Source organism: Paenibacillus sp. FSL H7-0331, from assembly GCF_001956045.1.
In genome coordinates this window covers 1-21,822 of record NZ_MRTH01000041.1, presented here as the reverse complement: position 1 = coordinate 21,822, position 21,822 = coordinate 1, and the positions used below count along the sequence as shown (strand labels likewise).

General features: G+C 45.2%; 20 protein-coding genes. 17 read left to right on the top strand and 3 right to left on the bottom strand.

The features are described 5' to 3' along the window. The first annotated feature begins 31 nt into the window (after positions 1-31). From BK127_RS34720 to BK127_RS34710, 3 genes are all read left to right on the top strand, one after another. Positions 32-1,576 carry an extracellular solute-binding protein gene (locus BK127_RS34720; RefSeq protein WP_076236954.1) on the top strand — a complete coding sequence of 515 codons (1,545 nt, stop codon included), beginning with the start codon at positions 32-34 and terminating at the stop codon, positions 1,574-1,576. A gap of 94 nt (positions 1,577-1,670) precedes the next feature. After that, complete coding sequence (locus tag BK127_RS34715; RefSeq protein ID WP_083689832.1) at positions 1,671-2,630, top strand: ABC transporter permease; 960 nt, start codon at positions 1,671-1,673, stop codon at positions 2,628-2,630. Positions 2,631-2,645: 15 nt separating this feature from the next. Further along, positions 2,646-3,527 (top strand): carbohydrate ABC transporter permease, encoded by an 882-nt coding sequence (locus tag BK127_RS34710; protein WP_076236951.1) that lies wholly within the window; start codon positions 2,646-2,648, stop codon positions 3,525-3,527. Positions 3,528-3,590: 63 nt separating this feature from the next. Here BK127_RS34710 and BK127_RS34705 read toward each other — a convergent pair whose 3' ends face one another. After that, on the bottom strand, positions 3,591-4,790 hold the full coding sequence (locus tag BK127_RS34705; RefSeq protein ID WP_076236948.1) for an ROK family protein: 1,200 nt from the start codon (positions 4,788-4,790) through the stop codon (positions 3,591-3,593). A 199-nt stretch (positions 4,791-4,989) separates the two neighbouring features. Between BK127_RS34705 and BK127_RS34700 the strand changes: the two genes are divergently transcribed. The 13 genes from BK127_RS34700 to BK127_RS34640 all read left to right on the top strand — a co-directional run bounded on the left by BK127_RS34700 (position 4,990) and on the right by BK127_RS34640 (position 19,586). Then, positions 4,990-5,418: an RbsD/FucU family protein gene (locus BK127_RS34700; RefSeq protein WP_076236946.1), complete on the top strand. Its 429-nt coding sequence runs from the start codon at positions 4,990-4,992 to the stop codon at positions 5,416-5,418. Positions 5,419-5,455: 37 nt separating this feature from the next. Then, a complete protein-coding gene (locus tag BK127_RS34695) occupies positions 5,456-6,505 on the top strand; it encodes an aldo/keto reductase (protein ID WP_076236943.1) in 1,050 nt (349 codons plus the stop codon). Between the two features lie 256 nt (positions 6,506-6,761). Continuing rightward, complete coding sequence (locus tag BK127_RS34690; protein ID WP_076236940.1) at positions 6,762-7,553, top strand: sugar phosphate isomerase/epimerase family protein; 792 nt, start codon at positions 6,762-6,764, stop codon at positions 7,551-7,553. Next, the gene (locus BK127_RS34685) at positions 7,531-8,541 is read left to right on the top strand and encodes a Gfo/Idh/MocA family protein (protein ID WP_218639065.1); all 1,011 of its coding nucleotides are present in this window, start codon (positions 7,531-7,533) and stop codon (positions 8,539-8,541) included. The genes BK127_RS34690 and BK127_RS34685 overlap by 23 nt, the downstream gene beginning before the upstream one ends. An 87-nt stretch (positions 8,542-8,628) precedes the next feature. Continuing rightward, on the top strand, positions 8,629-9,597 hold the full coding sequence (locus tag BK127_RS34680) for an ABC transporter permease (protein ID WP_083689831.1): 969 nt from the start codon (positions 8,629-8,631) through the stop codon (positions 9,595-9,597). 19 nt (positions 9,598-9,616) lie between these two features. Next, on the top strand, positions 9,617-10,510 hold the full coding sequence (locus BK127_RS34675) for a carbohydrate ABC transporter permease (RefSeq protein ID WP_076236937.1): 894 nt from the start codon (positions 9,617-9,619) through the stop codon (positions 10,508-10,510). A gap of 56 nt (positions 10,511-10,566) precedes the next feature. Then, entirely contained in the window at positions 10,567-12,255 is a 1,689-nt protein-coding gene (locus BK127_RS34670) for a type 2 periplasmic-binding domain-containing protein (RefSeq protein ID WP_076236934.1), read from the top strand. A gap of 24 nt (positions 12,256-12,279) precedes the next feature. Beyond that, entirely contained in the window at positions 12,280-13,278 is a 999-nt protein-coding gene (locus BK127_RS34665) for a hydroxyacid dehydrogenase (RefSeq protein ID WP_076236931.1), read from the top strand. A gap of 25 nt (positions 13,279-13,303) precedes the next feature. Beyond that, positions 13,304-14,299 carry a hydroxyacid dehydrogenase gene (locus BK127_RS34660; RefSeq protein WP_076236928.1) on the top strand — a complete coding sequence of 332 codons (996 nt, stop codon included), beginning with the start codon at positions 13,304-13,306 and terminating at the stop codon, positions 14,297-14,299. 185 nt (positions 14,300-14,484) lie between these two features. Beyond that, positions 14,485-15,183 carry a PadR family transcriptional regulator gene (locus BK127_RS34655; RefSeq protein ID WP_076236925.1) on the top strand — a complete coding sequence of 233 codons (699 nt, stop codon included), beginning with the start codon at positions 14,485-14,487 and terminating at the stop codon, positions 15,181-15,183. A 115-nt stretch (positions 15,184-15,298) separates the two neighbouring features. Then, a complete protein-coding gene (locus BK127_RS34650) occupies positions 15,299-15,937 on the top strand; it encodes an SGNH/GDSL hydrolase family protein (RefSeq protein ID WP_076236922.1) in 639 nt (212 codons plus the stop codon). Positions 15,938-15,985: 48 nt separating this feature from the next. Continuing rightward, entirely contained in the window at positions 15,986-17,731 is a 1,746-nt protein-coding gene (locus BK127_RS34645) for an ABC transporter ATP-binding protein (RefSeq protein WP_076236920.1), read from the top strand. Positions 17,732-17,765: 34 nt separating this feature from the next. Then, on the top strand, positions 17,766-19,586 hold the full coding sequence (locus BK127_RS34640) for an ABC transporter ATP-binding protein (RefSeq protein ID WP_256711585.1): 1,821 nt from the start codon (positions 17,766-17,768) through the stop codon (positions 19,584-19,586). Between the two features lie 27 nt (positions 19,587-19,613). Here the strand turns inward: BK127_RS34640 and BK127_RS44150 are convergent, their stop codons facing one another. Both BK127_RS44150 and BK127_RS34635 read right to left on the bottom strand, forming a co-directional pair. Then, positions 19,614-19,781: an SE1832 family protein gene (locus BK127_RS44150; protein WP_179097714.1), complete on the bottom strand. Its 168-nt coding sequence runs from the start codon at positions 19,779-19,781 to the stop codon at positions 19,614-19,616. A gap of 239 nt (positions 19,782-20,020) precedes the next feature. Further along, positions 20,021-21,061 carry a YheC/YheD family endospore coat-associated protein gene (locus BK127_RS34635; protein WP_076236914.1) on the bottom strand — a complete coding sequence of 347 codons (1,041 nt, stop codon included), beginning with the start codon at positions 21,059-21,061 and terminating at the stop codon, positions 20,021-20,023. A 203-nt stretch (positions 21,062-21,264) separates the two neighbouring features. On the opposite strand from BK127_RS34635, the gene BK127_RS45610 reads away from it, so the two are divergent. Beyond that, positions 21,265-21,540, top strand: a complete 276-nt coding sequence (locus tag BK127_RS45610; protein WP_076236911.1) for a hypothetical protein — start codon at positions 21,265-21,267, stop codon at positions 21,538-21,540. Positions 21,541-21,822: the final 282 nt, after the last annotated feature.

Sequence of the window (21,822 nt, the reverse complement as noted above, 5' to 3'; positions counted from 1 at the left end):
TCCCAAACTCAAGAATAATCAAGGAGGTCACATGAAAAATAAAAAACAATTTCTTGCCATTATTGCTGCTCTTCTTCTTATTGCAGGGTGTACAGCTGTTAAAGCACCCGATGATGCTCCTGCTAAGCCTACAACTACAAAGCCAGTAGACGTAACCTTAACAAGAATGGGAGAGGACAAGGCAGCTGTTGAATTAACGCCCCCCAATCATTTTTTTGAAGAATTGGAGAAAAGAACAGGAATCAAGACCAAATTTTTAGGTGGGGCCAGTATGAACACCCAGGAGTTTAATCTTGTTCTGGCATCGAATGACTTGCCGGATGTTTGGATGAACAATTGGCTTAATTTTCCGGGTGGTCCCAAGAGGGCAATCGATCAAGGGTACATACTAAGGTTGAATGATATTATCGACAAGTATGCGCCTAACTTTAAGAAGGTATTGCAGGAAAATCCGCAAATTGCTAAGGATATAAGGACGGACGAAGGGGATTATTATGCATTTCCTTTTATTCGATCCGAATTTGATAAAACCTATGTAGGTCCGATTATCCGTAAAGACTGGCTGGATGAATTGGGATTGCCTGTGCCAGAGACGATTGATGAATGGTACACCGTTCTGAAGGCATTCAAAGAAAAGAAGAACGCAGCGGCACCGTTAACCTTTTTGGCATCCCGCTTTTTCTCAACAGGAGCATTTTCTGGAGCTTATGGGGTTATGAATGGCTTTTATCTGGAGAATGAAAAAATTGTGTTCGGAAACATGCAGCCTAAGTACAAGGATTTTATGATATTACTTCGCAAATGGTATGTGGAAGGCTTGCTTGATAAGGATTTTGCTTCTATAGACTCGAATACCGTGGATCGGAAGATGATGACAGGGGGAAGCGGAGTTACTATTCAATTAGGAAGCCGTACCGACCAGTACCATAACGCAACTCGGGAAAGTCTGCCCCAAGCCAATTACATCGGTATTACGTACCCGTCTCTTCAAAATGGAGTGAAATCTAAGTTCGGCCATCTTGAGAATGCCTATCCGGGTGGTAATTCCGGTGCGATTTCGGCCAAGAGCAAGAATGTGGAGTCTGCTGCCAAATGGCTGGATTATTTCTATTCCAAAGAAGGATCAACACTCGTAACCTACGGTACTGAAGGTGTCAGTTATACGATGGAAAATGGAAAAGTGAAATATACGGATCTAATCTTAAAGAATCCGGATAAATTGACTGTGGATCAGGCAAGGCAAGTGTACGGTAAAAATACGAATTTCCCGCAGCTTCAAAGGGATACCGAATCGTCAAGAGGTGAAAAGTGGATTGCAGCCATTGCCAAATGGAGAGATACGGACGCTGAAAAATATGCTATTCCGCCAATCACTCATACCACAGAGGAGTCAAATGAAATCGCGCAAATTATGGCTGATATCAACGCTTACGTATTGGAAACGGAAATCAAATATATTCTCGGTACGATATCGATCGATACCTTTGATGATAATGTGAACACACTAAAGAAAATGGGAATTGAAAAAGCCATTAAACTGAAGCAAGCTGCGTACGACCGCTACAAAAAGAGATAAGCTGCCGAGGGGGATTTGACCTTAAATCTCCCTGTCCTTGAACGCTTCGCGCGGTATTAATTAGCTTAAAAAACGGATACAAGGAGATTACTCTATGAATTCATCTTCCATTCAGGCGGCAACGAGTGCTATCAACAAGAAAACAGCATTCTTAGCCAGAGCACGCAAAGACTTTATCCGTAATAAAGCGGTATATTTTTTGGTGCTGCCTGTGGTTATCTTTTACATTGTGTTTTCTTATGTGCCTATGTACGGTGCGATTATTGCTTTTAAGGAATATGTTCCGGCCAAGGGCATTTTCGACAGCCCGTGGGTTGGTTTCGCCAAGTTCAGAGAGTTTTTTAATAGTATCTATTTCACGAGAGTTGTAAAAAACACGATCATGATCAGTTTCTACAGCTTGATTATCGGTTTTCCTGCTCCGATCATATTGGCCCTTTTATTTAATGAGTTGAAAAATCAGGTGTTTAAAAGAATTACGCAATCGATCACCTACATGCCACATTTTATTACTATGGTTGTGGTTGCGGGTATTATTCGCGACTTTACTCTTTCCGATGGGTTAATTAACGATGTAATCGCAGCATTTGGAGGAGACCGAACCGCCTTTTTGCAGAAAGCCAATTATTTCCGGACGATCTATATAACGAGCGAGATCTGGCAAAGTGTAGGTTGGGGTACAATCATCTATCTTGCAGCTATCACCGGTATTGATCAGCAGCAATATGAAGCTGCCAAAATCGATGGAGCCAACAAATGGAGGCAAATTTGGCATATCACCTTACCGGGTATTCGGCCCGTCATCCTTATATTGCTTATTCTGAAATTGGGGCATATGATGGACGTCGGATTTGAAAAAATCATTTTATTGTATAACCCTGCAACGTTCGAAACCGCAGATGTGATTTCCTCCTATGTATATCGCAAGGGGATTATAGAGTTCAATTACAGTCTCAGTACGGCGGTTGGCTTGTTTAATTCGGTAATTAATTTCATCTTGTTGATTCTAGCGAATTATCTTAGCAAAAAAACGAGCGGTAACAGCCTATGGTAGGGAAGAGGATTATTCATGAATAAGACATCGTTGGGAGAGAAAATTTTTGACATCCTCAATGTCGTCATCATGCTGCTATTGATCATGGTAACGCTATACCCTTTTATATACATTGTCGCGGCCTCTTTCAGCAACGGAAACCAGTTTATTGCCCATGACGGCCTGTTATTCTGGCCAGAAGGCTTTACTTTCTCCGCTTATGATGCCGTTTTCAGAAACCCAAATATTATGATGGGCTATAGAAACACACTGTTTATTGTTGTTGTAGGTGTGACCATCAATTTGATACTGACCTCGCTCGGCGCTTATTTCCTATCCAGAGAAAATATCATGTGGAAGAATGGGATCATGTTTTTTATCGTTTTCACGATGTTTTTTAATGGAGGGCTTATCCCGTTCTACTTGACGGTTCGCAGTTTGGAGCTGCACGATACGTTATGGGCATTAATTTTACCTAGTGCGATCAACACCTTTAATCTCATATTAATGAGAACGTACTTTATGAGTATCCCCCGTGATATGGAAGAATCGGCTGTTATGGACGGTGCGGGCCATATCACTATTTTGTTCAGGGTCTATTTACCGCTCGCGATACCTGTAGTAGCCGTTATGATTCTTTTTTATGGGGTTCAGCATTGGAACAGCTGGTTTCAGGCGAATATATTTTTGCGTAACAAAGAATTGTTTCCGTTGCAATTGGTGTTAAGAAACATTCTTATTGACAATAATATGGAAATGATGATGGGTAATAACGTCGCAATCAATGAAGCCCAGAACGTGGCAGAAACCATCAAATATGCTACCATCATGGTGTCGACGATCCCGATTCTTGCGCTGTATCCCTTCCTTCAGAAATATTTTGTGAAAGGTGTTATGGTCGGGGCTTTAAAAGGATGATTTAAACCAGCAAGCCAGTGTGCAGACCCAAAAGCTGCCCATGGCTTGCTGGTTTATTTGTGCTTAATTAAAAATTGAAATGGAAATATTTTTGTCAAAAGCGAAATTAGCTGCACCCAATGCTCCACCGATATCCTTGAACACGGAGGTTTTGACTATGGTGTCAGCAGATAGCGGACGCATAGCCCGTTGGCGCATGACTCTGGTGGCTGTTTCTACAAACAGCGTACTGGCGTTCGGTATCGTGCCGCCCAGAATGATAGCCTCGGGATTAAATGTATTCAGCAGGTTGGCCATGGCAATTCCCAGGTATGAAGCGGCATTGCTAATAACCTGAACAGCCAGCTTGTCATCGTCCTCTGCAGCCGCGCATACATCATGCATTTTCAGAAATTGAAGGTCCATATTTTGATAAGGATATACAAGCTCCTGCTCGGAAGAACGGACCAGCTTGCGAAATTCCTGTTCAATGGCAGGGCCAGCAGCGAGTACCTGAAGACAGCCGTGATTGCCGCATGGACATAGTGGACCTGACGGCTCTATGGTGGTATGACCGATTTCGCCGGCGCCTCCAAGTGATCCCGATAGCAGCTGACGGTCAATATATAATCCAGCTGCGATGCCCATGCCAACCCCGATATAGATCATATTGTTGTAGGAAAGCCCTGCACCGTATCGGCATTCCGTTAATCCCCTTGCCCGATGACGGTTCACGACGACCGTCGGCCAGCCAATTTCTTTTTCCATAATGCCAGCCACATCAACTTGATTCCATTCCAGATCAGCGGCACTGCGGATCATACGGTGATTGGCATCGACAAGACCAGGAACCCCCAAGCCGAGCAAAGGAATAGGACTCTTGTCCAGACTTTTGACGAAGGTTGAGATTTCTATGGCCAAGGCTTTGAAGGTCTCTTCTGGTTCGAAAGTATACAGAGGAATTTTCATTGATTTGATCACATTGCCAAGCAGATCGAAGGCGCCAAGTGTCCAGGTCTTGTTATCGAGATCGGCCCCGATAATAACTCTGGAATTCGGAACCAACTCCAAAGCTGTAGCAGGTCTGCCTTTGGTGGATAAACGATTATCAGTTTCGCACACAAGATCGTTTTCAATTAATTCGGCTATGGAGATGGAAATGGTAGCCCGGCTCAATCCGGTAATTCGGGTAAGCTCAATTCTCGACATGCTGCCTTGTATGCGCAGCGTTTGTAGAATAGTTAGTTTACTGCCCTTTTGATCTCTGATTTCATTGTTGCTCATAACAGCACCCTATCTTATATTCTGTCGGTAAAACTTCAAAAACGGGAATCATTGGTTCTAATTATAGCATAAAAGACTATAATCTCAACGAAAAAGAATGAGATAATTTAAATATTTACATAAGTCGGTTGCGATGTTAGAATAATCTAGAAATCGCTTCCAGAAAGTTAAACAAGTCATTGCAATTGGGGGTTACAAGATGCTAAGAGGGATCCCATCCATACTATCACCTGAGCTATTGAAGACCTTGATGGAAATGGGGCACGGCGACGAAATTATTTTGGCGGATGGAAATTTTCCTGCTGCCTCGCACGCGAAGCGTTTGCTACGTAGTGACGGGCATTCGATTCCGGATTTGCTTCAAGCGATCATTCCGTTGTTCCCTTTGGATCATGCTACAGAGCATCCGGCGGTTGTGATGTCCCTGCTGCCAGCTGACCCGACACCGGAGGTGTGGGAAGTATACCGTGGTCTGATCCGTCCTCATGAGAGTCGATTCACGGATTTTGGTTATGTGGAACGCTTCTCCTTTTATGAGCGGGCACTTAAGGCTTTTGCTATTGTCGCAACAGGTGACAAGTCTTTCAAAGGCAATCTGATTTTGAAAAAGGGTGTTGTGAGAGATTGAGGATGTATGCTTGTACCATAATGAAGGAGGGGGAATTGTGAAAAAACGGGTTTTAGGCACCTCGGGAATCGAAGTTAGTGTGCTCGGTATGGGCTGCTGGCAGTATGGAGGCGGCAGTTATTGGGGGGAGCAAAGCCAGAAGGATGTCGACGAGGTCGTACACAAGGCGCTGGATCTGGGCGTGAACTACTTTGACACGGCTGAGGTTTACAATGATGGGGCAAGCGAGCTGGCACTTGGGATTTCACTCAAAGGCAGGCGAGCTCAGGCGATTATCGGCAGTAAAATCAGCACCTCGAATACGCAGCCGTCGGTGCTGAGAGCTCATTGTGAGGCAAGCTTGAAGCGGCTGCAAACCGATTATATTGACCTATATATGCTTCACTGGCCGATCAGTCCGCTATCCGTTAAGCATTTCACTCAGGATGCAGCTCTGATTGCGAATCCGCCGCAGCTTCAGGAAGTTTTTGAAACACTTCAATCTTTGCAAAAGGAAGGGAAAATTCGTCATATCGGCATCAGCAATCATGGTGTGCAGCAGATGAAGGAGGTGCAGGACGCAGGTGTCAAGGTTGTGGCTAATGAAATGGCCTACAATCTGCTATCACGGGCTATAGAGGAGAGCGTACTGCCCTACTGCATCCAGAACGAGATTGGCGTTATCGGTTATATGCCGCTGCTGCAGGGCTTGCTGACGGATAAAGTCACAAGTCTGGACGAGCTTAGACCGCTGCAAGCCAGGTCTCGCCATTTCCACCATAGCAGAGGGGAAGGGACAAGGCATGGTGAGGAGGGGGCAGAAGCAGAGATCCAGCAGGCACTTCAGGAAATTCGTCTGCTGGCCCATACGATTGGCACACCTATCATCACACTTGCATTAGCCTGGGCCATTTCCAATGAAGCGATCAGTACGACAATAGTAGGTTCGCGTAATGTCAAGCAGCTGGAATTGAATATTCAGGGTGCGTCCTATGAGCTGTCACAGGCAACGATTCAGCGTCTCAATGAAATCACGGAGCCCGTTCTGCAAAGGCTGGGCAGCAATCCGGATTACTACGAGAGCCGTCTGAATAGCAGGATTTATTAAAGTTTAAAAATAGACATAATGATATGAGGTACGCTATAAAATTTCTATTAATACAATAAAATCAGCGTGAAATGTGCTTATTTGACTTTATTTTAACAGATATTTACAGAGTATAATTAGTTCGATCTAAACATAATTTAATTATTGACGTAATTGAGAAGTTTAATATAAAATGGTTATAAGGCCAATGAAAGCGTTATCAAATTGATTTTACAGCTGCTTTAAATTAACTTACAACGTAAAGGGAGTGCCATATATGACAATCGATTCGATTTCATTTTCTGTATTTACGAAGCCTTGGAAAGCGGCAACGGTTTGGGAGCTTGGGAAATTTGTAAGTGATTTGGGTTTTGACGGTATTGAATTTCCTCTGCGTGACGGCTACCAGCTAGAACCTGCTAAACCAGATCAACTGCCCCAATTGGTACAGCAATTCGCTGATCATGGCTTGAAAATATTCAGTGTTGCGAGTGAACCGACTGAAAGTGTGTTTGCCGGTTGTGCTGAGGCTGGTATACCGATGATTCGTACGATGCCTGTCATCAAGCATGAGCAAGGGTATCTGGCTTCGGAGCAGTTGGCGCGTGAGCAAATCGATAAGCTGCTGCCGCTTTGTGAAAAATATGGGGTGAAGATTGGCTGCCAGCAGCATTACGGAAATAATGTTATCGATTCCATGGGTCTGCTTCACTTGCTGGAAGCTTATAACGCTGATCATGTTGGGGCGATCTGGGATACAGCTCATGACGCGCTAGCTGGACAGCAGCCGGAATTTGGACTTGATATCGTATGGTCGCATCTGTGCATGGTCAATTTTAAAAATGCTTATTATAAGCTGATGAGCGGACCTGAAGCCGAATCGGCAGAATGGAAAAGATATTTCACATCAGGTCGTCAAGGACTCGCTTCCTGGCCCCGTGCAGCAGCCTATCTTCAAAAACGTAATTACAGCGGAGTGATCTGCTTAAGTGCCGAATATACGAATGAAGCCGATGTAGATCGTTTAATCAAAGAGGATATCGCCTATGCGAAGTCATTATTTGCCTGAGGAGGAGAAAGCACAGATGAATGACAAGCTAAGAGTTGTGTTTATTGGAGCGGGGAGAATGGCTAATAGTGTTCATTATCCATCACTTGCTTCTTTCCGTGAAGAAGTCGATATTGTCGGAATTTGTGATGTATATCCGGAATCACTCAAGAAAACTGCCGATATGTACGGAATAGAGAATCGTTATATCGATTACAAAGCGATGATTGAAGAGACCAAGCCGGATGCGGTGTATGCGATCGGGCAGCCGCACATCATGTACGATGTATGGATGTGGTGCCTGAGACAGGGCTTGAATCTGTATATTGAAAAGCCGCTCGGCATTACGATTCATCAGGCTAGAGCTTTGGTGTATACGGCAGAGCAGCATAACTGCATCACCCAGGTAAGCTTTCAAAGACGCAGTTCTCCGATGGTTATGAAGCTGCGTGACGAGTGCCTTAAGCGTGGGCCGATCACACATGCGGTATGCAAATTTTATAAATCGGAGATCGAACCGTTTCTTGGGGCTCGTGATCGAATGATGGATGATACGGTTCATTCGATCGACACCATTCGCTGGATGTGTGGAGGCGAAGCGGTCAAGATTGAGAGCACAACCAAACGTATAGGTGTTCCCGATATTAACTTTATTTCAGCGACAATTGAATTTGATACGGGAGCAACCGGATATTTGATTAATAGCTGGTCGAGTGGCCGTAGAATATTTTCGGTTGAAATGCATGCCCCTAATATTTGTGTTGAGGCTGAGCATGAAACCAAAGGCTACTTATATGCTGACGGGGATACTACAGGTATTGAATACGATGCTCGTGAAGAAGCCGGCGGCACGGAGCTGTTTCAATATGGCGGGTTTCAGGCCAAACATCGTGAATTTATTGACTGTTTGAAGGCAGGGACACAGCCCTCATCGAATTTCAAGGATGCGTTGAAAACGATGGAGATCGCCGAAGTTATTCTTGCTCAAGCACTGCTTAACGGTAAATGATAATAAGAGGAGGGCTGGGTGGGACTGTAGAGTTTCGGTTTCACCTCGGCTTCAGGCAGCAGGCAGTGAATTGGAGGAGGTGAGCTAATGGCCGTGGAATCGGTAAGTGTTGAAGAGGTGTCTTCAGTGAAGCACACAAGAAAAAGTCGCAGTGTAATCAGGGATATGGCCAAGGTATGGCAGCTATATGTTTTAATGGCACTGCCTTTTGCCTACATTGTCATATTTAAATATGTCCCGATGTATGGGGCTCAAATTGCCTTTAAAAATTTCGTGGCAACGAAAGGAATCTGGGGAAGCCCCTGGATAGGTTTGGATAATTTTGTTCGCTTTTTTGAATCCTACGAGTTTTGGACCATCATGGGTAATACAATCGGTTTGAGCTTCTATCAGCTTGCTGCCGGGTTTCCTTTTCCAATCATACTGGCTTTAAGTTTGAACTATGTGATGCACGATAAATTCAAAAAAATGGTCCAAATGGTCACCTATGCGCCGCATTTTATTTCAGTGGTTGTTATGGTCGGTATCATTTTCCAGGTGCTGGACCCTCGTATCGGACTTGTGAGCGAGCTGCTTAAAGCTTTGGGCTTTGGCTCTGTTAACTTGCTGGGTCAGGCTGAATACTTCAAAAGTATTTATGTATGGTCAGGCGTCTGGCAAAATGTTGGCTTCAGCTGTATCATTTACCTGGCCGCATTGGCGGGAATCGATCCTGCACTGCATGAGGCAGCCGTTGTTGACGGTGCGACCAAATTACGAAGAGTATGGCATGTTGATCTGCCAGGAATTGTACCGATAGCGATGATTTTGCTAATCCTGGAAGTCGGACGTATGCTGGAAATCGGTTTTGAAAAAGCGTTTTTAATGCAAAATCCACTAAATCTTCAAGCCTCTGAGATTATTGACACCTACGTATACAAAGTTGGTCTTGCCTCCACAGTCGTGAACTTCTCTTATTCTTCAGCAATCGGTTTATTTAAAAATGTGATCAATCTGATTTTACTGCTTACCGTGAACCGCCTTGCCAAAAAAATGGGCCAAAGCAGCCTGTGGTAGAAAGGAGGATGGCGACAAAATGAATACGACAGTGAAAGAAGCCGGTGTTGACAGGTTGTTTAATGTTGTCAATTATACCATACTCAGCCTGTTTTTTTTGGCTGTGCTGTACCCGCTCGTTTATATTGTAAGCGCTTCTTTTAGCTCGACGGATGCAGTTATTTCGGGAAGGGTCTGGCTATGGCCGGTTGAACCCGGAATCAAGGGCTATAAGGCTGTATTCGAATATAAAGCAATCTGGACAGGGTTTGGTAACTCGCTGTTTTATACAGCAATTGGCACGATAATTAACGTTGCTTTAACTATTGCGGCAGCCTATCCTTTATCGCGCAAAGACTTTATCGGGCGTAACGCCATTATGTTTATATTTGTATTTACGATTATGTTCTCGGGAGGGATTATCCCGAATTATTTGCTGGTCAAGGATTTAGGCATACTCGATACGCGTTGGGCGATGCTGCTGCCGGCGGCACTGAGCGTGTTCAATGTGATTATCGCCAGAACGTATTTTCAGACGACGCTACCAAGTGAAATGCTTGAGGCGGCGCAGGTAGACGGCTGCACGGATTGGAAGTTTTTGTGGAAGATCGTGATTCCTTTATCAGGACCGATTATTGCTGTTCTTGCACTTTTTTATGCAGTTAGTCATTGGAATACGTACTTCAGCGCTTTACTGTATTTGAAGGAACGCAGCCTATACCCGATACAGATCGTGCTGCGTACGATCCTGATTCAGAATCAGATTGATCCCAGCATGGTCACGAGCGAAGAGGATTTAATTGCCCGGCAGGGGCTTGCCGATTTGCTGAAATATTCATTGATTGTCGTCGCCACCGCTCCCATGCTGATTGTTTATCCTTTTGTGCAAAGGCATTTTGTCAAAGGGGTGATGATAGGCTCCATTAAGGGCTAAGGCGTAATGTTGATTGACGTACAATTATGATTGATAAGAAAAGGGAGGTTGACTGTATGAGAAAAAAGCTGTACATGATGTTGGCGGTCCCGATGTGCGCCTCATTGATTTTATCTGCTTGCACGAAAGACCAGGCTGCCCCGGCAGCAGGCACTACGACTGCGCCCAAAGAGAGCGCAACCGCTTCTAATGTAACGCCAGTAGGACAATTCCCTGTTGTAAAAGACAAAATTACGCTGAAGGTCGCGATTAGAGGCAGCAGTCTGGTTGAAGACATGAAGACAAATGGATATACCAAATGGCTTGAAAATAAAACCAATGTCCATGTCGATTGGACGATTTTGGATGAAAAAAGCTACCAGGAGCAGCTGAATTTATTGCTGGCCGGAGGTAATTTGCCGGATGTCCTGATGAATCTCGATGTTTCTCCTGAACAGCAGATGATTTACGGAGAGCAGGGAACCTTCGTTTCCTTTACCGATTTGATCGAAAAATATGGGGACAACACGAAGAAAATTTTTGCGGAAATGCCTGAAGCCAAGAGTGCGGTCACGGCCCCTGGCAATAAAATTTACACACTGCCCTACATTAATGATTGCTTCCATTGTTCCTTGGATTACAAAATGTACGTTTACAAACCGTGGCTGGATAAGCTGGGCTTGAAGGAGCCGACTACCCTTGATGAATTTTATAACATGCTGAAGGCATTTAAAGAAAAAGATCCGAACGGTAATGGCAAGGCGGATGAAATTGCCCTGATCGGCGGCACAGCCAAAGGGGTTTCAAAATCGGATATTGACGTATTTTTGATGAATTCCTTCATTTATGATGATGGCAACAAACGGATGATTGTCAATAATGGGAAAGTGGATGTGGCCTACAATAAGCCTGAATGGAAGGAAGGGCTCAAGTACCTGAATAAGCTGTATAAAGACGGCTTGCTTGACCGCCAATCATTCACGATCGATAAGGAAGGCTTGAAAAAGATTGCCGAAAATCCGGATATTGCCATCGGCGGAGCTATTCCTGCCCACTCTCCTTCGGATATTACAATTGTTGAAGGCAAAAGCGGAAGATGGCTGGAGTATCAACCGATTGCACCACTCAAAGGACCCAATGGCGTACAAAAAACGACGTGGCTGGCTTACGACAAAATTGCTAACGGTAAAGGCCAATTTATTATGACAAACGCCAATAAAAATCCGGAAGCCACGATGCGGTGGGCGGACGCGATGTATACGTTTGAAGCCTCCTTGTATTCGAACTTCGGTGTCGAAGGCTCCGCATGGGAAAAAGCGAAACCAGGTGATTTGGGTCGAGATGGCAACCCGGCTAGCTATAGACTGTTAATCCCTTATGGGCGCGTACAAAATGAGAACTGGGCACAATACGGTCTGAACTACCGTACCGACAAAGACTACTATGCAGGTCAAGCGGTGCTGAAGCTTCCGGACAAAGAAAAAATGTATTACGACATTACGAAGAAAAATTACGATCCTTATAAACCGAAAATCGATGAGATCATTCCACCTTTATTTTTCTCTCCTGCCGATTCTCAACAACTCGCTGAGTTGGACAAAACGATCAATGATTATGTAAAAACGAGCATTGCGCGTTTTGTTACCGGAGATCTGGACATTGAGAAAGAGTGGACCAACTATGTAGCCACGCTGGATAAAATGAATCTTAAAAAATATTTGGAAATTTATCAAAAAGCTCTCGACGGGAAAAACGTCAAGAAATAAGTGGCCGGAGGGGGCGTGGCTTCGATGCGTACCATTTTGGTGCAAATTCCACACGATCAGATCGAACTCTTTTTCACCGATGAAAGCCTTGAAGGTATTCATCAGCTCGGCAATATCATATGGAACCCACATCATCGTCCATTTACCGAGCAGGAGCTATGCGAGCACATCAAGGGAGTGGATACCGTCATCACAACCTGGAGAAGCGCTCCTATCAGTGAAGAGGTACTAAAGCACGCCGATCAGCTCAAGCTGATCGCTCACATGGCTGGCTCCGTGAAACCGATTCTGCCTACCCTTGACGTTTATCGTCGTGGAATTCGGGTGTTGAACAGTAACTACGCGATCGGAGTTTCGGTCAGTGAATCTGTGCTGGCGCTAATTTTGGCATTGGGACATAAGATCATTCCCGTGAACAAAGAGATGGGAACGGGCAGAAATGCCAAAAGCGCGGTATATGAAACCTATGAATTAAGAGGAAGAACCGTTGGTTTGATTGGCTTGGGCATGGTTGCCCGCGAGGTGATTAAGCTGCTTCAACCGTTCGGCGTCAAGCTTCTTGGCTGCGATCCCTTTGTGTCGGCAGAACAGGCCCAGGAATGGAATGTCGAGCTAAAACCTTTGCATGATGTTATAGCTGAATCCCATATTGTGTCGCTGCATGCCCCTAAGGTACCGGAAACGTATCAGATGATCGGGCACAAGGAATTGTCGCTGCTCCGAGATGGTGCTCTGCTCATTAATACAGCGCGTGGGGATTTGATTGACGAGGCTGCATTAATTGAGGAGCTGAGGAAGAATCGGTTTTATGCTGGACTGGATGTATTTATTATGGAGCCGTTGTCTGCTGACAGCGAGCTTCGCCACATGGACAACGTTATCGTAAGACCGCATTTGGCCGGAGTTAATCCGGATTCACGCTTACGGATAGGCACGTTGATGGTACAGGAGCTGCAGCAATTTTATAACAACGGACCGCTGCGCTTTGAAGTGAAGGAGTCGCAGCTTGCCATTATGACTTAAACTTATAGAAAGAAGGAACAGGAGAATGGGAAAACCGAAGGCACTTATACTACCACCGAAATCCAGATTAGATGAGGTATGCTCAGATACTTGCAGAAGCTTGATCAACGAGCATTTTGATCCGGTATGGAATGAAACGGGTATTGATTACACCGAAGAACAGCTCGCAGCTTTAATCGAATCGGCTGAGATCATTCTCACCAGCTGGGGTTCTCCAGCAATTACTGAGGCAATGCTGGAGCAGGCGCCTAAGCTGCGAGTGATCGGACACGCTGCAGGTACCGTTAAAGGAAGGATCCCGCCAACGGCTTTTTCCAAGCAGGTACGCGTCTTCTCGGCAGCACCAAGAATTGCTCATAGTGTAGGTGAGTATTGTTTAACTGTATTGATGTCATCACTTCGCTATATGCCAACCTTTGATAAGCAGGTGAAAGCAGGGCAATGGCGTGTCAGTTCTTTAAAGGGCAGAGAATTAGCGGGACAGACGATTGGAATCGTGTCGGCCAGCTCGACAGCAAGGGCATTTCTTAAGCTGCTGGCGCCCTTTCATGTCAACGTACTCGTATATGACCCGTATTTAAAGGATGAAGCAGCAGCTCAACTGCAGGTTACCAAAGCAAGTCTGGAGGAGGTCATGCGCTGCTCGATTATATCGATTCATGCGCCAAAGCTTCCGGCAACTTATAAAATGGTGACGAAAGAGATGATCGCTTCGATTCCGGATGGCGGCATTTTGATCAATTCTTCCCGAGCCGATGTGCTTGATGAGGAAGCGCTTATAGAAGAGCTGCAAAAGGGCCGGTTTTTCGCTGCGCTTGATGTGTTTACCAAGGAGCCGCTGCCTGCGGACAGTCCTCTCACGAAGCTGGATAATGTGCTGCTTTCTTCTCATGTCGCCGGAGCTACGGTTCAAGGTCATTTGGCGCTGATGGAGGGTGTTGTCGAGGATATATTGAAAGGTCTTAAGCAGGAAAAAACAAGCATGGAAGTGACTCAGGCTATGTGGGAGAATATGGCCTAAGAAGCCAATTGTAAATCCCACCTGTGGAGCTTGACTTGTTCATCGGAATTACAGAAAAAGGAGATCTTAGATCTCCTTTTTTGTGCTCATATCGGTATTAAAGAAAATAGAATACAAAAGGTTGTTGATGAATACGATATATCGTTATATTATTACGATATATCGTATTGAGGAGTGAACATAATATGAGATTTAACCATGGACGTCATTATGGACGAAAAGGTGTTGCTCATGAAGAGAAGTTTTTGAGGTACCGTCATGGCGGTTCGCACGGTGGTTTTGGAGGACGGGGGGAAGGCAAACGTCGTTTTTTTGAGCGTGGGGAGTTCAAATTCGCTTTACTGGAGTTGTTGGCCTTGGTGCCGATGCACGGTTATCAGCTGATCAAGGCTATGGAAGAGAAGACAGGTGGCTTGTACACCCCCAGTGCAGGTTCTATCTACCCTAATTTACAGTTGCTAGAAGACATGAAACTTATTTTAGGCTTCATTGATGAAGCTGATGGTAAGAAGCTTTACCGAATAACGGATGAGGGACTGGCAGCTCTTCGTGAAAGAGAAAGTGAAGAGAACAAACAGCCAGAGGATCACTGGGAACGTCCCGGACGACATAGGCATTCCGGTGGTGGCCATAGAAGGCGTGATTTGCGTGGTTTTATGAAGGAATGGTCTGAAGTCATTTATATAATGGCGAGAGCAGCAGAAGCAGTACAGGAAAACCCCGCCTCCAAGCATGCAGCTCAGTTTCAAGAAATAATGACCAATTTTCAAAACGATTTGAAACAATTTTTGGTTTCTGTCCCGAATCCCAGTATGGATGACAAAGCTGCTCAGCGAACAGAAACGGATTCACTAACGGACGACAATCAAGAGGACAAACTTTAATTTGTAACAACGACATCAAAGTCATATTTAGTAGCTGTTGCTTTTCAAAAATATGGTATAATAATCAAAGCTTTTTTTATACCTATTCGTATTGAACCTTAGGAGGAAGTAGCCGATGGAAGCATGGATTCAGCAGGGAGATGTAGTGTTATTTCAAGGAGATAGTATTACCGATGCAGGTCGGAACCGCGACAAATCGGATGATCTCGGCAAAGGTTATGCGTTAATGGCAGCTGCGCAATTTTCAGCTCTATACCCAGAAAAGCAAGCGATATTTATAAACCGAGGCATTAGTGGCAACCGCGTTGTCGATTTGCAGCAGCGCTGGCAGCAGGATTGTATCGATTTGAAGCCTAATGTGGTATCGATTTATATTGGAATTAATGATACTTGGCGTCGATATGACCGTAATGATCCAACCTCTACAGAGCAATTCGCTGAAGGTTATCGTAAGCTGCTGAGAGAAACGGTGGCTGCGACAGGAGCTAGACTTGTTCTGATCGAACCGTTCCTGCTGCCAGTACCGGAGGATCGTAAGCGCTGGAGGGAAGATTTGGATCCGAAAATTACGGTTGTTCGTGAATTGGCTGTAGAGTTCGGAGCCAGACTGGTTTGTCTGGACGGTTTATTTGCGCAGGCTTCTACACGTGCGGTTGCTGCTTTCTGGGCACCGGACGGTGTGCATCCATCTCCAGGGGGACACGCACTGATTGCTAAAGCCTGGCTGCAGACGGTAGGTGCTCTGAACAGCTAGCATGAAAAGAAAAGCTTCAGACTGTGGCGATTGGAGGAGAGTAGCTCCATGCAATTTTTACATAGCTATGCAGGTAAGTATTGGAAGCTTTTCAGTGTTGCCTTTGCATTTCTGACTTTAGAAGCCATATGCGATTTACTGCTGCCAAGCGTTATGGCTGAAATTATCGATGTAGGCGTAGCCGAACAGCAATTGGATTTTGTCTTGCGTATGGGCGGTCTTATGCTGCTGATTACGGCAGTCGGTGCGGTATCCGCTTCCATGCGGAACATTCTGGCAACCCATGTATCCCAAAGGTTTGCTGCCGAGCTGCGTTCCGATTTATTTCGTAAAATTCAATCGCTTTCATTTGAGAATATCGACAAATTTGATCGTGCTGCGTTGATCACCCGACTGACCAGCGATGTCACCCAGGTACAAAACTTTGCGAACGGACTTATGCGGATTTTTGCCAAGGCGCCCTTGCTCTGTATCGGTGCACTGATTATGGCTGTCCGCCTGAATCCTCATCTATCGTTGGTGCTTGTTGTCGTTGTACCGATTGTCGGCATATTAATCTTTATTAATATGAAGATAGGCTTTCCTTTTTTTATCAAGGTGCAAAAGGCGCTGGATCGTGTTAACAGTGTGATGAGAGAATATTTGTCCGGCGTCAGAGTGGTCAGGGCGTTCAACCGTTTTGATTATGAGGTTAATAAATTCGATCAAGCCAATCAGGAATATCAGTCTCGTTCCACGATAGCGATGAGGGCTATGGCTGTGTTCAGTCCTGCGATAACCTTGACGGTGAATCTCGGGATCGTAACCGTGATCTGGCTTGGAGGTTTACGAGTCAGCTCTGGCAGTATGCAGGTCGGGCATATCATTGCTTTTGTCAACTATATGACGCAGATATTGTTCGCGTTGATGACGATCACGATGGTATTTAATATGTTTGTCAGAGCCAAGGCTTCGGCTGGACGTATTAATGAAGTGTTTATTCAGGAGAATGGGATGGCAGGAAATTACGGAGCTATGAACGCGACAGCTATAAAGGGAAGAGTCGATTTTGAGAACGTAAGCTTCTCTTACGCTGGAACGTCCGGACCGCCTGTGATTAAAAATTTGACAATGACCTGTTTGCCTGGTGAAACCGTAGGTATTATCGGGTCTACGGGCTCTGGGAAAAGCAGCCTGGTGTCGCTCATTCCGCGTTTTTACGATGTAAGCGCAGGCGTGATTCGGGTCAATGGGCAGGATGTCAGAGACATGGATCCGAAGCAGCTTCGTGAAAAGATTGCCATTGTTCCGCAAAAAACGATGCTGTTTACAGGCACAGTGCTCGAAAATATTCGATTTGGCAAAGAAGATGCTACGATGGAAGAGGTTGAGAGAGCGGCACGAATGGCCGATGCTCATGATTTCGTCAGTTCTTTTGCCGAGGGCTATGAGACCGTTCTGGGACAGCATGGTGTTAACTTCTCCGGTGGGCAAAAGCAGCGTGTCTCCATAGCCCGTGCCTTGGTGAGGCAGCCGGAAATTTTGATTTTGGATGACTGTACCAGCGCGGTCGACGTCACGACTGAGGCCAACATCAAGCGTGCTTTGAAGTTGTACGCCAAGGATCTCACCTGTCTCATTATTGCGCAGCGGATTACCTCTGTCATGGATGCTGACACGATTGTTGTGCTCGATCAAGGTCAGATTGTCGGTACAGGCAAGCATGATGAGCTGATGAAAAGCTGCGAGGTTTATCGGGAAATATTCCAATCCCAGATGGGAAAGGAGACACTCAAAAATGCCGGAGAAAAATGAACAGAAGCCAGCGTCCGTGCAGCCGGATATTCCCATGATGGCAGGTGCGGGAAGACCGGGAATGATGAATCGAGGGAGAGCTGTAGTCAAGCCCAAAAACTTTAAAGCTACCATGCGGCGGCTGTGGCATTATGTAGGCAGTGAAAGAAAGCTGCTGATGATCGTGTTTATGTTTGTCGTTATCGATTCAGCGCTCACATTATCCGCACCTTATCTAATTGGTGTCTCTGTGGATACGATGACCAGCGGCAGCGCCGGAACCGTCAATTTCAAGCTGCTTGAAATGGTCATTATAGCTTTAATAGCTGCTTATGTGGCTGATGCACTGCTTACCTTTTTGCAGGGCTGGTTGATGGCGGGTATTTCCCAACGGATTGTGATGAAGCTGCGAACTGCCTTATTTGAAAAGCTGCAAAAGCTGCCGCTCGCCTATTTCGATTCTCGCAGGCACGGTGAAATTATGAGCCGATTGTCCAACGATATTGAAAATGTAAGCAGCAGCTTATCACAATCCATCACACAGCTGATGGGTGGCTCGATCGCGATTATCGGTTCCTTGGTGATGATGCTGATCTTAAGCCCATTACTAACCTTGGCCAGTATGATTACAGTGCCGCTCGTCTATTTACTGGCTCGTACGATTACAAAAAGAACGAGTGTGCTGTTCAAGGATCAGCAGGTTCAGCTTGGCAAGCTGAATGGTCATGTCGAGGAGACCATATCCGGTATTGAGGTGGTCAAAGCCTTCAATCGTGAAGACAAAGCGATAGAAGAATTTGATGCTGTAAATGCCAAGCTGTGCGAGGTGGGCCTGAAGGCGCAAATATGGTCAGGTTTTTTGATGCCGCTGCTCGCCGTGATTAACAACATTGGTTTTGCTGCGGTTGCTGTAGTAGGAGGTGTGCTTGCTGTCAAAGGTTTGATTACAGTCGGTATTATTGCCAGCTTTCTGAGCTACTCCCGGCAGTTTGTCAGACCGCTCAATGAGATCGCCAACATATTTAACGTGCTGCAATCCGGTGTTGCCGGAGCGGAGCGTGTATTTGAGGTGCTTGACGAGCTTGAGGAAACGGCCGATGCCCCTAACGCCATCCCTTTGGAAAACGCCAAAGGTCATGTCGTATTTGAAAATGTCAGCTTTGGTTATCGTCCTGATGTGCCAATCCTGAAAAATATCAGCTTTGAATCGCAGGAAGGCAGCAGCACCGCATTTGTAGGACCAACAGGAGCTGGAAAAACGACAATCGTCAATCTGGTAACGAGGTTTTATGATGTAACAGGCGGAAGAATCCTGATTGATGGTAGAGATATCAAGGAGTATACGAGGGACAGCTTGAGAAAAGCCTTTGGGATCGTGCTGCAGGATACGTACTTATTCTCAGGTACAATCAAGGAAAATATCAAATATGGCAAATCGGATGCGACGGACGAGGAAATCGAGGCGGCGGCGGTAATGGCCAATGCAGATGCTTTTATTAAACGGCTGCCCAATCAGTACGAATCGCTGCTTTCGGAGAATGGCGGTAATCTTAGTCAGGGACAGCGGCAGCTTCTGGCTATTGCCCGGGTAATATTAGCGAAGCCATCCATCTTAATTCTTGATGAAGCTACGAGCAGCATTGACACACGAACTGAGCTTCATATCCAGGATGCTTTGTTAAGTATTATGCAGGGGCGCACCAGCTTTATCATTGCTCACAGATTGAACACCATTCGCGATGCGGATACGATCACAGTTATCGATCATGGTGAGATTGTGGAGCAAGGCAGCCATGACCGTTTGATCAACGAACAGGGCGCCTATAATCGAATGTTTAACAATCAGTTCAAAAATTTGGAGGGTGCTTTGGATTAAGCAGGGGAATAAAAGTTTGATGATTGATCACTGCTGCTGATGAAGCAGCTTTAATTCATCCTCAATAGCTTGAAGTTGGCGTTCAGCGTTGGTTATACTGCCACCTGTGGACTCCGTTTTTTCAATATCCTCTTGAATACGAATGTAATCGTATTTTAATTCGGCAATTCTTGCCTTGATTTGATCCTTTGTCATGCTGAGCGGCTCCTTTATTCTATAAGTTAGTCTTGAATTAGATTACGCAAAATGAAGTGGTTTGTAAAGTGTGACACAGAGGATGTTAAAGTTTAATAGTAATCAAAAAGCTGCTGATTATCGAATCTGCAGCTTTTTTGGCATGAAATCTATAATAATTTAGAACGGATACCTCAACACAACACTGAACAAATCTATATGAAATCATACGCGAAAACTTCCTAACGACTTGTTCTCCTTCAATTTTGCGAGAGATAATAAGCATATTCCATGGGTCTGCTATAAATTAGTTTGGTGTGTTTAATTGATTTAAGGTCTTTATATATATTTTTCTGGGGTTTTCCGTTTAGCTCCATAATCCGTAGTTTACTGTGTTCGTCTAATACAAAATCCACGCTCAATTCTCCTAATGAACCAATATGTGTTTCTGCCTCATATGCGGCATTTATACTTAGCTCTTGCAAAGTTTGAAGGATTTCATTCATTTTTAGTGGTGCGAAAAAACGCGGAAGAATTTCTGCAGCATCATACATGGCTTCACATATGCTTGTGTTGAAGTAATGTTTATATGCGACTCTACAGGCGAGGCTGGAAACCGTCCATTCTCCAACAATATTTTTTTGGACAAGGACCCGAATATCAAAATATTTTTGATCAAGCTGACTCATACGAATCCCTTGCTGAACGATGTATTTCTTCTTTTGCCCAAGAAGTTTATCCAATTTTTCCTGAAGGTTTTCGTATTTTCTGCAAATGATTCTTGGAGCAAGGCTGTGTAAAGAGATATGAATATCTCCATGATCTGTTAGCTCAACCCGATATACGGACTTTCCCTTACATCCGTAGTAAGGTTTAATATACAACAGTTTATATTTCTTTAATAGCTCTGATATCTTCACTCCATGATATAAAAATGTGTCAGGGACACAGGATTTAAGATTTGACTGTTTTAACACGTTATAGAGATCCCATTTATTGAAAAAATTGATACTATTGAAACATTTGTTTCTGCCTAATACCATCTCCAAGCGTTGAGTGGTTACAGTTTTTTTGTTGAAGCTCTGGTTGTAGACGACATAAGGAAAAGGAAACGAACTTTGTGTCCATCTACCCTTTTTCAGGCCAAGTCCAATAATACGTTGTTCCTTCCAAATAATATCTGCCGGTGTAAAGGCGATAAGCTTCAGATTTAGATTGTGATAACGATGACAAAGCTCCAAAATTCTTTTTCTACTATTCCTTTTAGTTACCAGAATACCTATTAGTGGGCGCTGCTCCATCTCATCACTCCTAAGCTTCAATCTCTTTTATTAGTTAATGCTAGCATAGACATCTGTGCATAGGACAATCGCATAGTTGTATAGAAAATCAGCGAATGTACGGCCGCATTCACCTATTTTTAAGATAGATAGGCATTTACTGTGTTTATGTTATTAATCTTTTAAATATGATGCAGTACATCTGATAATAGGGAGATGAGACTATGGGTAAATTTAACGGCCCTCCTGGCCCTCCGGGACCCGAAGGGCCGGAAGGACCGCGAGGGCTCCAGGGACCAGTGGGGCCGGAAGGATCGCAAGGGCGGCAGGGACCAGTAGGACCGGCTGGAGAAACAGGCGCGCGAGGGCTCGAAGGAGCAGTCGGAGCAACAGGAGCGACCGGACCAGCGGGAGAGAAAGGCGGGACAGGGCCAGCAGGAGCGAAAGGTGCGACAGGGGCAACAGGAACGGCGGGTGCGACGGGTGTAACGGGAGTATAGGGAACGCAAGGACCAACAGGAGCACAAGGAACGCAAGGACCAGCAGGAGCATCGGGAACGCAAGGGCCAGCAGGAACACCGGGAACCCGAGGACCATCAGGAGCACAGGGAACGCAAGGTCCAACAGGAGCACAGGGAACGCAAGGACCAACAGGAGCACAGGGAACGCAAGGACTAACAGGAGCACAAGGAACACAAGGACCAGCAGGAGCACAGGGAACGCAAGGACTAACAGGAGCACAAGGAACACAAGGACCAGCAGGAGAAACGGGAACGCAAGGT

Coding starts and splice junctions, on each gene's coding strand:
- BK127_RS34645 (WP_076236920.1), top strand. CDS start 15,986: ATGCAATTTTTACATAGCTATGCAGGTAAGTATTGGAAGCTTTTCAGT.
- BK127_RS34680 (WP_083689831.1), top strand. CDS start 8,629: ATGGCCGTGGAATCGGTAAGTGTTGAAGAGGTGTCTTCAGTGAAGCAC.
- BK127_RS34635 (WP_076236914.1), bottom strand. CDS start 21,061: ATGGAGCAGCGCCCACTAATAGGTATTCTGGTAACTAAAAGGAATAGT.
- BK127_RS34700 (WP_076236946.1), top strand. CDS start 4,990: ATGCTAAGAGGGATCCCATCCATACTATCACCTGAGCTATTGAAGACC.
- BK127_RS34720 (WP_076236954.1), top strand. CDS start 32: ATGAAAAATAAAAAACAATTTCTTGCCATTATTGCTGCTCTTCTTCTT.
- BK127_RS34705 (WP_076236948.1), bottom strand. CDS start 4,790: ATGAGCAACAATGAAATCAGAGATCAAAAGGGCAGTAAACTAACTATT.
- BK127_RS34640 (WP_256711585.1), top strand. CDS start 17,766: ATGATGGCAGGTGCGGGAAGACCGGGAATGATGAATCGAGGGAGAGCT.
- BK127_RS34710 (WP_076236951.1), top strand. CDS start 2,646: ATGAATAAGACATCGTTGGGAGAGAAAATTTTTGACATCCTCAATGTC.
- BK127_RS34715 (WP_083689832.1), top strand. CDS start 1,671: ATGAATTCATCTTCCATTCAGGCGGCAACGAGTGCTATCAACAAGAAA.
- BK127_RS34665 (WP_076236931.1), top strand. CDS start 12,280: ATGCGTACCATTTTGGTGCAAATTCCACACGATCAGATCGAACTCTTT.
- BK127_RS34690 (WP_076236940.1), top strand. CDS start 6,762: ATGACAATCGATTCGATTTCATTTTCTGTATTTACGAAGCCTTGGAAA.
- BK127_RS34685 (WP_218639065.1), top strand. CDS start 7,531: ATGCGAAGTCATTATTTGCCTGAGGAGGAGAAAGCACAGATGAATGAC.
- BK127_RS34675 (WP_076236937.1), top strand. CDS start 9,617: ATGAATACGACAGTGAAAGAAGCCGGTGTTGACAGGTTGTTTAATGTT.
- BK127_RS34650 (WP_076236922.1), top strand. CDS start 15,299: ATGGAAGCATGGATTCAGCAGGGAGATGTAGTGTTATTTCAAGGAGAT.
- BK127_RS45610 (WP_076236911.1), top strand. CDS start 21,265: ATGGGTAAATTTAACGGCCCTCCTGGCCCTCCGGGACCCGAAGGGCCG.
- BK127_RS34655 (WP_076236925.1), top strand. CDS start 14,485: ATGAGATTTAACCATGGACGTCATTATGGACGAAAAGGTGTTGCTCAT.
- BK127_RS34670 (WP_076236934.1), top strand. CDS start 10,567: ATGAGAAAAAAGCTGTACATGATGTTGGCGGTCCCGATGTGCGCCTCA.
- BK127_RS34660 (WP_076236928.1), top strand. CDS start 13,304: ATGGGAAAACCGAAGGCACTTATACTACCACCGAAATCCAGATTAGAT.
- BK127_RS44150 (WP_179097714.1), bottom strand. CDS start 19,781: ATGACAAAGGATCAAATCAAGGCAAGAATTGCCGAATTAAAATACGAT.